General features: G+C 66.9%; 13 protein-coding genes. 5 read left to right on the top strand and 8 right to left on the bottom strand.

Features of this window, described 5'->3' with window-relative positions:
• Positions 1-7 precede the first annotated feature (7 nt).
• Positions 8-892 (bottom strand): aromatic prenyltransferase, encoded by an 885-nt coding sequence (locus tag ACFYOW_RS14545; RefSeq protein WP_387287978.1) that lies wholly within the window; start codon positions 890-892, stop codon positions 8-10.
• 139 nt (positions 893-1,031) lie between these two features.
• On the opposite strand from ACFYOW_RS14545, the gene ACFYOW_RS14540 reads away from it, so the two are divergent.
• Positions 1,032-1,283, top strand: a complete 252-nt coding sequence (locus tag ACFYOW_RS14540) for a VOC family protein (RefSeq protein ID WP_387287977.1) — start codon at positions 1,032-1,034, stop codon at positions 1,281-1,283.
• Here ACFYOW_RS14540 and ACFYOW_RS14535 read toward each other — a convergent pair.
• Entirely contained in the window at positions 1,186-1,878 is a 693-nt protein-coding gene (locus ACFYOW_RS14535) for an NAD(P)H oxidoreductase (RefSeq protein ID WP_387287975.1), read from the bottom strand. The genes ACFYOW_RS14540 and ACFYOW_RS14535 overlap by 98 nt on opposite strands.
• 131 nt (positions 1,879-2,009) lie before the next feature.
• On the opposite strand from ACFYOW_RS14535, the gene ACFYOW_RS14530 reads away from it, so the two are divergent.
• Together ACFYOW_RS14530 and ACFYOW_RS14525 are read left to right on the top strand one after the other, a co-directional pair.
• Positions 2,010-2,945, top strand: coding sequence for an AraC family transcriptional regulator (locus tag ACFYOW_RS14530; protein ID WP_387287973.1), 936 nt, complete (start codon positions 2,010-2,012; stop codon positions 2,943-2,945).
• Between the two features lie 94 nt (positions 2,946-3,039).
• Positions 3,040-3,447 carry a RidA family protein gene (locus ACFYOW_RS14525; protein ID WP_387287971.1) on the top strand — a complete coding sequence of 136 codons (408 nt, stop codon included), beginning with the start codon at positions 3,040-3,042 and terminating at the stop codon, positions 3,445-3,447.
• Positions 3,448-3,719: 272 nt separating this feature from the next.
• On the opposite strand, the gene ACFYOW_RS14520 is transcribed toward ACFYOW_RS14525, so the two are convergent.
• The 4 genes from ACFYOW_RS14520 to ACFYOW_RS14505 are packed head-to-tail and all read right to left on the bottom strand — an operon-like array spanning position 3,720 to position 8,050.
• Positions 3,720-3,977 (bottom strand): HPr family phosphocarrier protein, encoded by a 258-nt coding sequence (locus ACFYOW_RS14520; protein ID WP_387287969.1) that lies wholly within the window; start codon positions 3,975-3,977, stop codon positions 3,720-3,722.
• A 28-nt stretch (positions 3,978-4,005) separates the two neighbouring features.
• A complete protein-coding gene (locus ACFYOW_RS14515) occupies positions 4,006-6,324 on the bottom strand; it encodes a fructose-specific PTS transporter subunit EIIC (RefSeq protein ID WP_387287967.1) in 2,319 nt (772 codons plus the stop codon).
• A gap of 11 nt (positions 6,325-6,335) precedes the next feature.
• Positions 6,336-7,286, bottom strand: a complete 951-nt coding sequence (locus tag ACFYOW_RS14510) for a 1-phosphofructokinase family hexose kinase (RefSeq protein WP_387287965.1) — start codon at positions 7,284-7,286, stop codon at positions 6,336-6,338.
• Positions 7,283-8,050 (bottom strand): DeoR/GlpR family DNA-binding transcription regulator, encoded by a 768-nt coding sequence (locus ACFYOW_RS14505; protein WP_387287963.1) that lies wholly within the window; start codon positions 8,048-8,050, stop codon positions 7,283-7,285. The genes ACFYOW_RS14510 and ACFYOW_RS14505 overlap by 4 nt, the downstream gene beginning before the upstream one ends.
• Positions 8,051-8,196: 146 nt before the next feature.
• Here ACFYOW_RS14505 and ACFYOW_RS14500 point away from each other — a divergent pair, with 146 nt between their 5' ends.
• Positions 8,197-9,909 (top strand): putative PEP-binding protein, encoded by a 1,713-nt coding sequence (locus tag ACFYOW_RS14500; RefSeq protein ID WP_387287961.1) that lies wholly within the window; start codon positions 8,197-8,199, stop codon positions 9,907-9,909.
• A gap of 86 nt (positions 9,910-9,995) precedes the next feature.
• Positions 9,996-10,205 carry a hypothetical protein gene (locus ACFYOW_RS14495; RefSeq protein ID WP_387287959.1) on the top strand — a complete coding sequence of 70 codons (210 nt, stop codon included), beginning with the start codon at positions 9,996-9,998 and terminating at the stop codon, positions 10,203-10,205.
• 35 nt (positions 10,206-10,240) lie between these two features.
• Here the strand turns inward: ACFYOW_RS14495 and ACFYOW_RS14490 are convergent, their stop codons facing one another.
• Together ACFYOW_RS14490 and adh are read right to left on the bottom strand one after the other, a co-directional pair.
• Entirely contained in the window at positions 10,241-10,783 is a 543-nt protein-coding gene (locus tag ACFYOW_RS14490; protein WP_387287957.1) for a DUF779 domain-containing protein, read from the bottom strand.
• Positions 10,783-12,306 carry an aldehyde dehydrogenase gene (gene adh, locus ACFYOW_RS14485; protein ID WP_063038272.1) on the bottom strand — a complete coding sequence of 508 codons (1,524 nt, stop codon included), beginning with the start codon at positions 12,304-12,306 and terminating at the stop codon, positions 10,783-10,785. The genes ACFYOW_RS14490 and adh overlap by 1 nt, the downstream gene beginning before the upstream one ends.
• Positions 12,307-12,371: the final 65 nt, after the last annotated feature.

Here is a 12,371-nt window from a genome sequence, read left to right as displayed (position 1 = left end):
GATCGGCTTACGTCGTACGTGGTGCGGTTCCGCCTGGAAAGGTGGCTACGCGGACACCCGCGTACTCGGCCTGGACCTTGTAGTAGCGGTTGGTTGGGCCATAGGCGGCGTAGAAGACGAAGCCGCGGGTTTCGGGATCGGCGAATGGTGCTTCGGCGACGAAACGGTTCAGAACCGGGTCAAGGTGGGTTGGGAAGCTGGACGGTTCGCAGCGCACCGGGAAGCAGACTCGCTCCATGTGCGATGAGGTCCAAGAGAAGGTGCGGTAGAGGTTGAAGGTGCGGGCGAGTAAGGCGAGTTCGGTGTCGGTGGGTGTGGTGAAGTCGAGTTCGGTCAGGATTCGGGTGATATCCGCGGGCGCGAAATGGCCGGGCTCGAAGACGTTCGAATAGAGGTTCATCGTTCGGGCATCGAAATCTACTGCGAGAATCCCGATTCGGCCGCCGTAGCGGGATAGATGGTCGGCGTGCGCGCGTGCCGACTCGGGAATTCCGGCGAAGCCGAGAACCCGTTCCACGCTGAGCAATTCGGGAAAGACCAGCCAGATCTTCTGTACCCCACCGGCAAGTGCGAGATCGACGCCCGAATTGACCGGCACCTCGGCCGCGATCTCGGCCAGCAACTTCTCCATCGGATGGCCGGTGTAGGTGAGAAGTCCTGCGGCACGCAACTTCTCGATGAGCGCGGTCGGCTCGCCCGGGTGCATCACTCGGGCGTTGACCTCGCGCTCACCCACCGGATGCGTGGTGGTGCGCACACCGACGACGGAGTTGGTCCACAGGTCAGCGAGGGTTTCCAGTACCGGATCCACGATCGTGGAGTCGTAGCGAGCCTCGGCCAGGCGCGCATACTCTTGCAGATCCTCGCGGAGTTGATCGAGTGTCCTTGCCATGACGTTCATCGTCCCGGAAACGTCCGCCCGATCGCAGTGCTTCGCATGATCTCGCGGGCGGTGCCATGATGTGGACAGCCGGTCCCAGTTGTATGCGCGGGATGTGCGCCCGGTGTTGCGGTAGGTTCCGCTTCTGGTTTTGAACTGGAAACTGGTCATCGACACCAGGAACGCGCCCGCCCTCGCCGACTTCTGGGCCGCAGCCCTGCATTACGAGGTGGAAGACCCGAGCGCCCTGGTCGAACAACTACTCGCCGCCGGGCAACTCCCCGCTGACGCGAGGCCTTCAGTGGTCAGGCCGGAACCCTTTCGGCGGCAAGGAAATCGTCGACGAAGCCCAGCGCCCGCTCTTCCAAGCCCGCATAGTGGGCTTCGCGGACCGCGCCGGTGAGGGCCTCATCGAGCAGGAGATTGCCCGCGGCATCCAGGCGCTGCCGCTTTTCTTCCGCGCCGGGCAACAACCCCACCGACGACTGTGTGAGGCCGCAGTAGTAGGCGATACCGTCGTTGAGTTGCGCGCTCAGCGCATCGTGCATGAGGTCGACGACAGCGTCGTCGTCTGCCACGCCCGCCAGGCCCAGCCACAGCATCCGCTTGCCCGCGAGCCGGAGTTTGCTGCGGCCGTAGGCGAATCCGTAGTTCCACACCCGATCGATCCAGCCCTTCAGAATCGCTGGGACCTGCATCCAGTACACCGGGAACACCGCGACGATCACGTCGGCGGCGAGGATGCGCCGCATATGGTTCTCGACTTCGGGGGAGTATGCCTTCTCCCGGTTGCCCCATTCCGGGAGGTCGGCCGCGGTCATCCGGGGATCGAAGTTCTCGGCGTGCAGGTCCAGCAGATCGATCCGGTAGCCGAGCGCGGCGAACGGCCGGGTAGCCAGTTCGGCGATATGGGCGGTCAGCGAATCGGGCCGGGGATGAGCGACGACGACCAGCGCGGTGCGGGTGGTCGCGGTGTCCACGGTCGAGTTGTGCTGCACGGGGCCTCCTCTGTGGGTCCGGAGTTCCAGACGATCGGTTGTGCGGTCTGGATTTCATTCCACACCCCGGACAATGGACGATCTATGGGTAAGGATCTACATTCGATAGGAGTTCGTCTACCGTCGATGGTGTGGATCCATTGAGCAAACTGCTGAGCGGTATCCGGGCCGAGGGAGCTGTGCTCACCAACGCGGTCTTGGAAGCACCGTGGAGCATCCGGTTCGCCGACGAAGCACCGCTGACCATGGTCACCGTGCTGCGCGGTGGGGGAACATTGCTGCTGCCCGGCGGTCTCGAGCATCGGATCACGGTGGGAGACACCGCGATCGTGCGCGGCCCGGAAACGTTCGTCCTCCTCGACCGCGCGGAGACTGTCGGCTTGCCGCACGAGGAATACGAGGTCGCCTGCTTCGCGGCGGACGCGAAATGCGATCCCGCGCTGGACGGCGGTCGCTGGGGGAACGACCCCGCCGGTGAGACCGCTCTAATCGTCGGCGCCTATCGGGCCTCCAGCCGGCGCCACGAACGGCTGCTGCGTGCTTTACCGCCCGTCCTGGTCGTGACCGACGATGTGGAGGTGTGCGCGTGGATGGAGTCGATGGCCGCGGATGCGGCCCGGCGTCCGGCCGGAGCGCAGGCGATGATGGACCGGCTGCTCGACTGGGCGTTGGTGTGCACGCTGCGCAACTGGTTCGACGAGCTGGACGCTGACGCGCCGGGTTGGTATCGCGGGCCGGCCGATCCAGTGGTCGGGCCGGCATTGGAGGCCATGCACGGAAGGCCGGCCGCCGGTTGGACGGTCGCGTCGCTGGCCGCCGAGGCGGGGGTATCGCGGGCGCTGTTCGCCCGGCGGTTCTCCGAGGTCATGGCGCAGTCGCCCCTGGCGTATCTCACCGAATGCCGGATGGATGAGGCGGAGGAACTATTGGCCGACCGGAGTCTCACCGTGGCGCAGGTGGCGAAGGCTGTCGGTTATGCGGACGCCTTCGGTTTCAGTGCGGCGTTCAAGCGCCGTCGAGGTATCCGCCCCAGCGATTTCCGCGCCACCGCCGATCTCGGAGCGTGAACCGGTACCTAGCAGTGTCTGAGTAACTACAACAGGACCAAAGGTCGTTTGACGAACACGGGCTTACAGCAGCCCGGACAAGGAGGCGGACAGCATGGCCATCACCCTGAAGAACTCCGATAGCCTGCCGAAAATCGATGTCTACCGGCAGGTGGCGATCGCCTCGGGTTCGAAGCTGGTCTTCATCGCCGGGCAGGTCGCCTGGGACGCGGAAGGGGTCACGGTGGGCGAGGGCGACCTCGCCGCGCAGGTTGAGCAGTGCTATCTCAACATCGCCACCGCGCTGGGCGAGGCCGGCGGTTCTTTTGGCGACGTAGCGAAACTGAGCTTCTATGTCGTCGACTGGACTGCCGACAAGATGCCCGCGCTCCTGGAGGGAATCTCCCGGGCGACCGCGAAGCTGGGGGTCACTCCGGTGCCGCCGGCCACGCTGATCGGTGTCGCGGCGCTGGACGTCCCCGAGCATCTGGTCGAGATCGAAGCCACCGCAGTCCTCGACTGAATATGTAGCGCTGAGCGCCCACGCGGCCAGCTACCGCATTCAGTTCCTCGATGGCTGGACCGGCCCCACCGCGTCGCATTGCCAATGGAATCCCGGCTCCTGATCCACGGCCTGGGAACAGCCGCCGAAACCGCGGTCCGCCGGATTCTGGACGCGCTAACGGCGGTCGCGATGGCGTGGCCCGGACCCGGCGACGAGAGAACGGACGCCGACCAGCCGGATCCGCCCATTCGAGCCGACAAAGGGATCGGGAATGAACACCCCTGGTCCCATCAGGCGTCGAGGTCGGTGGCTACGAGTTTGGCTACGAGCTCGAGTGCGTTGGGGTCGTCGCTGGTGACGACTACGTCGGTGCCGTAGGCGGCGCCAAGAGTCATGATCATTAGCGCGGAGCCCGCGTCTACAGGCTCGCCGTCTACGAGGGAAAGGGTGACTTCGGCGCCGGCGTCGGTGACGGTTTCGGCGATGATGTTGGCGGGGCGGGCATGCAGGCCGATGGCGGAGGCGACGGTGACAGTGGTGCTGGCCATGGTTGATTCTCCTTGCGTGAGAGGGGGTTCAGGCGGTTGCGAGGGCGGGGGTGCGTGGCTTGATGAATTCCTTTGCGGCGGTGACGCACAGGGCGGCGACGGCGGTGCCCGCGACGAGGGCGGCGAGGAACCAGACGATGTGGCCGACGGCGAAGAAGACGAAGATGCCGCCGTGTGGTGCGCTGAGGGTGGTTCCGGTGGCCATGATCAGCGCACCGGTGACCGCGCCACCGGCCATCATCGAGGGGATCACGCGCAGCGGGTCGGCCGCGGCGAAGGGGATCGCGCCTTCGGAGATGAAGGAGGCACCGAGAAGCCATGCGGCCTTGCCATTTTCACGTTCGGCCGTGGTGAACAGCCGGGCCCGCAGAACCGTGGCCAACGCCATGGCCAGCGGCGGGACCATGCCGGCGGCCATGACGGCCGCCATGACGCGCAGCGAGGCGGGATCGGTGACCGATAGTCCGGCTACGGCGAAGGAATACGCGGCCTTGTTGACCGGGCCGCCGAGATCGAAGCACATCATGAGGCCGAGGATGGCGCCTAGGGCGAGCGCGGAGGTGCCGGTCAGGCTGTTGAGCCAGTTGGTGAGTCCGCTGGTGATCGCGGCGAGTGGTTTGCCGAGGAAGATGAACATCAGCGCGCCGACGATCAGCGAGGCGAACAGCGGGATGACCACCACCGGCATAAGTCCGCGCGCCCATTGCGGGGCAGGCAGTTTCGCGACCCACAGGGCCGCGAACCCGGCGATCAGACCACCGACGAGACCGCCGAGGAACCCCGCGCCGACGAAGACGGCCACCGCGCCAGCGGTGAATCCCGGTGCCAGGCCAGGCCGGTCGGCGATGGCGAAGGCGATATATCCGGCCAGGGCCGGTACCAGGAAGCTGAATGCGAGCGAACCCAGTTGGAACAGCACCGCGCCGAGATAGGTCGGTAGGCCGCCGTCGGGCAGTGCGGTCAGCGAGTTGTCGAGCACGATCTTCTTGGCGTGGTCGGCGATTTCGTAGCCGCCGAACAGGAATCCGAGCGCGATGAGCAGGCCGCCCGCGGCGACGAACGGGATCATATAGCTGACGCCGGTGAGCAGGATCTGGCGCAGCCGAGTGCCCCAGCCGAGTGCTGCCGGTGCCGAATCACCTTCGGGGCGTGCGGATCCGGCGACCGTTGCCGCTGTGGGGTCGAGGGCGGCGCGCAATGCGTCGGCGACCATGGTGTCGGGCTCGTTGATCGCGCGCTTGACCCCGGACTCGACAACCGGCTTGCCCGCAAACCGTTCCCGGCCGCGCACTCCGACGTCGGTGGCGAAGATGACCGCGCTTGCGGCCGCGATGGTTTCGGCGCTCAGCGGCGTGCTGCCGCTGGATCCCTGGGTCTCGACGTGCACTGTGACGCCTGCGCGGTCACCGGCGGCGACGAGCGAGTCGGCGGCCATGTAGGTGTGGGCGATGCCGGTCGGACAAGCCGTGACCGCGACGATTGTTCGCCCGACGACCGCGCTCGACTCGTCAGCCGACACGCCGTCGGTCGCACTCTGCGATGCGCTGACTCCAGCCGCAGTGGTTGCGCCGATCGAAGCGGCTGCTGGCGCGGAAGTGGTGTTCGAAGTCGCCCCGGACGCGGATACACCGTCGGTGACAGCAGGTGCGGCTGCACCGTTCGGAGCCGCCTGGGCTGCCGATACGCCGCCGGATGCAGCCGTACCGTTCGGAGCCGCCTGGGCCGCCGATACGCCGCCGGACGCAGCTGTACCGTTCGAAGCCGCCTTGGCTGCGGGTGCGCCGCCGGACGCGGTCACAGCTGTACCGTTCGAAGCAGCTGGAGACGCACCCGCGGCACTCGAAACAGACTCGGCCGCAGCCTTTTTAGGCGTCATCGCAGGCTTCTGCGCAAGAACATCCGTCACCAGCGCAACTACCTCGTCAGCGTTCGCGGCCTCCCGCAACGACCCCACGAACTCCGGCCGAACAAGCGCCCGAGCCAGACTCGACAACAACTTCATATGCTCCGCACCGGCACCCTCTGGCGCGGCAATGAGGAACACCAGATCCGCAGGCCCGTCAGCAGCACCGAAATCCACCGCGGGCGCCAGCCGGGCGAACCCGAGCGACGCACTGGTCACCGCGGCATTCCGGCAATGCGGAATCGCAATGCCGCCGGGAAGCCCTGTCGCGGACTGTGATTCGCGCGCCAGCGTCGCATCACGTAGTGCCTCGGCGGAGGTGGCCCGCCCATTGTCGGTGAGCCGCTGGGCGAGTGTCGCGATCACCGTTTCCTTGGCGGTGCCGAGGTCGGTATCGAGGCTGATCAGCTCGGTGGTGATGATCGAATCAGGGGAGTGGGCCATCGCAGTGTCCTTCAGCGACTGTGCAGGGATTCCAACGTCGTGACGGCCACGGCGCGGGGGTCGGTGTGGTGTGGTCCGGGCAGCCCGGTCCCCGGCAGCGCGGCGGCGGCGCTGCCGTAGGCGACGGCGCGGCGCAGCCGGTCCGGTGCGTCCAGCCCGTCGAGATCGGCGAGCAGGTATCCGGCCAGCGCGGAATCGCCTGCTCCCACGGTGCTGCGCGGGGTAATGGCGGGTGCGGCGGCATGCCATGCACCGTCCGCGGTGACGAGTACGGCTCCGGCCGCGCCGAGCGTCGCGAGCACGGCACCGACGCCGCGAGCGACCAGTGTGCTCGCCGCACGCGCGGCGGCGACCGGATCCTCCAACTCGGCGGGGTCGCCGTGGGTGAGCTGGGCCAGTTCGTCGGCATTCGGCTTGAGTAGTTGCGGCGCAGCCGATTCCAGTTCGGCGGCCAGTGCGAGCAGGGGAGCGTCGGAGGTATCGACCGCGATCCGGACGCCGCGCAGCCGGTGCAGCAGATACGCGTACCAGTCGGTGGGGACGGCGGGCGGGAGGGATCCGGACAGCACGACCCAGCTCGCCGTATCGGCGAGTTCGTCGAGCTGATTCGCCAGTGCGGCAAGGCATTCGGCGGACAGCGATGATCCGGGTTCATTGATCTTCGTGGTGGTGCCGTCGCGTTCGGCGATGGTGAGATTGGTGCGCGCCGGGGTAGCGCACTGGACCGCGCGGTGCTCGATATCGGCATCGGTGAGCATGCGCAGCAACGGATCACCGCCATTGCCGGGCAGCACCGCAATGGTCTGGCACCCGGCGGCGGCGATCACCCGGGAAACGTTGACCCCCTTGCCGCCGGGCTGTGACAGCACGGTCTCGGCCCGGAGTACGGCACCGCGCCGCAACGGTTCCCGCAGGCTGACGGTGCGGTCGATACTGGGATTCGCGGTGAGCGTGACAATCATGCCGTGACCACCTCGATGCCGTACTCGGTGAGTTCGTTGTGTACCGAAGGCAGCAGCCCGGTGTCGGTGACCAGCACGTCGAAATCCTCGACCGAACCGAAGCTCAGCAGATCCTCGCGCCCGACCTTCGTGGCGTCGGCGACCACCACGACCCGGTGGGCGCTGGCGATCATGGCGCGCTTCACCGCCGCTTCGTCGGGATCGGGGGTGGACAGTCCGTGGCCGATGGTCAGGGCATTGGTGCCGATGAAAGCCACATCGACCCGCAGCTCGCCGAGCACTCGCAAGGCCTCCGCGCCGACCGCGGCCTGCGTGACACCCCGCACTCGGCCGCCGATCAGATGCAGCCGCACCCCGGCGAATCCACTGAGCCGGGCCGCGATGGGCACCGAGTTCGTCACGGCGACGAGCTCCCGGTCCGCGGGCAGGGCGGCGGCCACCCGCGCGGTGGTGGTCCCGGCATCGAACAGCACGCTGCCGCCGGTCGGCGGCAAATAGTCGAGGGCCGCCTTGGCGATGCGGTCCTTCTCGGCGGCGTGTGTGTGTTCGCGCTCGGTTGTGCCGAGTTCGATCGCGGTGAGCGCCGCCGCGGGCACCGCACCCCCGTGCACCCTGCGGATCAGCCCCATCCGATCGAGGACCGCCAGATCTCGGCGCACAGTTTCGGTGGTGACTCCGTACTGCTCGGACAGATCGGCGACCGATACGCGCCCGCGTTGCCCGACCAGGGCGGCGATGGCCTGCTGGCGCTCCTCTGCGTACATCCGGTCCTCCGATTGGCAATGTGTGTTTATGTTGTTTTATGCCCGTCTGTGTTGCTTTGTCAAGAGATTTGAGTAGTCTGGATCACAACGAGCCGAGCTGAGTAATCGGTCGCACTCACTCGACATCGGCGTGGAGGAGGAATCGAATGTCCGGATCACCGCAGGCCACAGGCACCGCGAAGGTTGCGCGCAGCGCCATGACATTGCGCGGCACCCCGGCGGTGCCCGGAATCGCCGCCGCGCCAACCGTGCGTCCGGCGCCGCGGATTCGCGTGGACCTTCGTGCCGAACCGGTCGCCGAGTCCGATCGGGCATCACAACACGAAGCCTTCCTTGCCGCGACATCGGTGGTTGCGCGGCGCTTGCGCGAGCGCGCCAACCGCGCGAGCGGTGCGGCCGCCGAGGTGCTCGTCGCGAATGCCGCGATGGCGGCCGATCGTGGCTGGCTCAATGCCGCCGAGAAATTGATCGCCGCAGGCAGTCCCGCCGCCGTCGCGGCCACCGCGGCCACCGATCAGTTCGCAGAGGTGTTCACCAAACTAGGTGGGCTGATGGCCGAGCGCGTCACCGACCTTCGCGATGTCTGCGACCGGGTGGTCGCCGAGCTGGCCGGTGTGCCTGAGCCGGGAATTCCCACGCCCGCCAGGCCGTCAATCCTGCTCGCCGACGACCTGGCCCCGGCCGATACCGCCGGACTGGATCCGAATCTCATTGTCGGCCTTGCCACTTCGCGCGGCGGCCCAACCAGCCACACCGCGATCATCGCCCGCCAGCTCGGCATCCCGTGCGTGGTCGCGATCGCTGGACTCGACAATGTGCCAGCCGGAGTACAGGTGCTGATCGATGGGGCGGCCGGACAGGTCGCCGTCGGCCCGGACCCGGAAACCACCGCCCGCGCCGTGGCCGAATACCGCGCGCAGGAATCGCGCACGGCGGCCTGGACCGGTCCGGGCGCGACCGCGGATGGGCACCGGGTCGAGATTCTCGCCAACGTCCAAGACGCGGCCGGAGCCCACGCGACACTCTCCCAACCGGCCGAGGGCATCGGTCTGTTCCGCACCGAATTATGTTTCCTGGACCGCGAATCCGAGCCTGGCATCGCCGAACAGGCGGGCATCTATCGCGAGGTCTTCGACGCCTATGCCGGATCGAAGGTGGTGATCCGTACCCTCGACGCCGGTTCGGATAAACCACTGCGCTTCGCCGACCATGCCGACGAAGCGAACCCCGCGCTCGGTGTGCGCGGCATCCGCATCGCCGCCCGCGACAGCGGAATCCTGGACCGCCAACTCGACGCGATCGCCCAGGCCGCCACCGACCGCACGCCCACACCGTGGGTCATGGCCCCGATGATTTCCACTGCGGCCGAAGCCAAATCGTTCGCCGCCAAGGTGCGAGCGCGCGGACTGGTCCCCGGCGTCATGATCGAGGTCCCCGCGGCCGCCCTCCTGGCCGAGGCCATCCTGGAGCACGTCGACTTCCTCTCGATCGGCACCAACGACCTCGCCCAATACACCATGGCCGCCGATCGCATGTCCGCCGACCTCGCCGCACTCACCGACCCCTGGCAACCCGCCGTCCTAGCGCTGGTCGCCCGCGCCGCGGCTGCCGGCGCGACCGCGCACAAGCCCGTCGGCGTCTGCGGCGAAGCCGCCGCCGACCCCCTATTGGCCTGCGTCCTAACCGGATTCGGCATCAGTTCGCTCTCCGCCGCCGGTGTCGCGGTACCCGGCGTCGGAGCCGCCCTCTCCGCCGTCACCCTCGAAGACTGCCACCGCGCCGCGGCCGCCGTCCTGTCGACCTCCGACCCGGACAGCGCCCGCGCCGCCGCCCGCGCCGCCCTTCGGTCCGCCGGATGATCGATGGTTGCGTCACGATTGCCGGAAGTGCCACATGATGATCCAGCAAACTCGAGCGAAACGGTCGAGGGTGTTGCGGCGATCTGGTGAATATGGCCACCGACACCATGAATCTCGCCGAGCGACGTCAAGCGATCCGACGACTCGTTGCGGTCTGCCACGTAGTCAACAAGCTGGTAGAGCTAGCCGAGACGGAATCATCCGAACCGTTGATCGCGCAGGCGCACACCACGCGCCGGGTGCTCCAGGACCTGGTGCTCGACCTGGTGGCGATCGAGCCGCGAACCGGAGTCTGAGCCGGAAACGGCGGGGCCCCAGTAAAAGTTAGCTGTCAAGGCGACGGCCGCGTGCCGCTACCAGGGACCGGGCATGCATCGGCTGCCTCGGCGACAACCTGTGGTTCGCGCGAGACCACAGGACGTTCTCCTCGCTCCCAGCCCGCGCCCGTCACCGGTTCGGTCGCGGCCAGAACGGCCAGCTCGCCGTCATCGAAAACCCGTCCGCGACTGAGGAATCGAAACCCTTCCGGCGATTCCAGGCTGAAACCCGAACCACGACCCGGTACGACATCGAGGACGAGCTGGGTGTGCTGCCAAGCGGCGAACTGCGGTCCCGAGATCCACACCGGAGTGAGTTCGTCCGGCTCCGGTGCGGTTGCCGGCAACTCGTCGACCCGCAACCGCAGATCGAGCAATCCGAGCAGCACATCGTGATCGCCGATGATGAATTCGCCTGCGGGATAACACATCGGGGCCGATCCATCGCAGCAACCACCGGACTGGTGCAGCATCAGCGGGCCGTGCAGCCCGCGGAGGCGACGGAGCAGATCCATCGCCGCCGCGGTGGCGCGCACGCGCCGTGGGACTGCGGCCATCAGAAGAAGCCTTGCGCCTTCGATGCGTAGCCGACCAGGAGGTTCTTCGTCTGCTGATAGTGGTCGAGCATCATGCGATGGTTCTCGCGGCCGATGCCGGACTGCTTGTAGCCGCCGAAGGCCGCATGCGCCGGGTACTGGTGATAAGTGTTGGTCCACACCCGTCCGGCCTGGATATCGCGCCCGGCCCGGTAGGCCACCGAACCGTCGCGCGACCATACGCCCGCGCCGAGTCCGTACAGGGTGTCGTTGGCGATCTTGATGGCTTCGTCGTAATCCGCGAACGAGGTCACCGAGACAACGGGTCCGAAGATCTCCTCCTGGAAGATCCGCATCGAATTGCTGCCCGCGAAAACCGTTGGCTGCACGTAGTATCCGCCGGACAGATCGCCGCCGAGGTCGGCGCGCTCACCACCGGTCAGCAACGTCGCGCCTTCGCCCTTGCCGATTTCGAGGTAGGACAGGATCTTTTCGAGCTGATCGTTGCTGGCCTGCGCGCCGATCATGGTCTCGGTATCGAGCGGATCGCCCTGCCGCACCGCCTTGGTGCGCACCACGGCCGCGGCCAGGAATTCGTCGTAGATATCGGCCTGGATGAGCGCGCGCGACGGGCAGGTGCAGACCTCACCCTGGTTCAGCGCGAACATGGTGAAGCCCTCGAGTGCCTTGTCCTGGAAGTCGTCATTGGCGGCGAGGACATCGCTGAAGAAGATATTCGGGCTCTTACCACCGAGTTCCAGCGTGACCGGGATCAGATTCTGCGACGCGTACTGCATGATCAGGCGGCCGGTGGTGGTTTCACCGGTGAAGGCGATCTTCTTGATCCGTGGGCTGGAGGCCAGCGGCTTACCGGCCTCGACACCGAAGCCGTTGACGATATTGACCACACCGGGCGGCAGCAGATCACCGATGAGACCGATCAGGAACATGATCGAGGCCGGGGTCTGCTCAGCGGGCTTGAGCACGACCGCATTGCCGGCGGCGAGCGCGGGCGCGAGCTTCCAGGTGGCCATCAGGATCGGGAAGTTCCACGGAATGATCTGGCCGACCACACCGAGCGGCTCGTGGAAGTGGTAGGCGACGGTGTCGGCATCGATCTGCGACAGCGAACCCTCTTGTGCGCGAATGGCACCGGCGAAGTAGCGGAAGTGGTCGATGGCCAGCGGGATATCGGCGGCGAGGGTTTCCCGGATCGGCTTGCCGTTGTCCCAGGCCTCCGCGAGGGCGAGCGCGTCGAGGTTCTCTTCGATGCGGTCGGCGATCTTGTTGAGGATGAGGGCGCGCTCGGCGACCGAGGTCTTGCCCCAGGCGGGTGCGGCGGCGTGCGCGGCATCGAGGGCGAGTTCGATGTCTTCGGCGGTGCCGCGCGCGACCTCGCAGAACGGCTGACCCGTTACGGGAGTTGGGTTTTCGAAGTACTGGCCCTTGACGGGCGCGACCCATTCGCCGCCGATCCAGTTGTCGTATCGGGTCTGGAACGACATGGCGGCGCCGGGTGTGCCTGGGCGGGCGAAGACGGTCATCGAATGCTCCTCGATCTGCTGACTTTTCACATCAGGTGTGATCCGGAACACTAAGAGTGTTCATG

The organism is Nocardia sp. NPDC006982, assembly GCF_042869435.1.
Taxonomy (GTDB): Bacteria; Actinomycetota; Actinomycetes; order Mycobacteriales; family Mycobacteriaceae; genus Nocardia.
The sequence above is the reverse complement of the archived record's forward strand: the minus strand, read 5'-3'. Positions and strand labels throughout refer to the sequence as shown.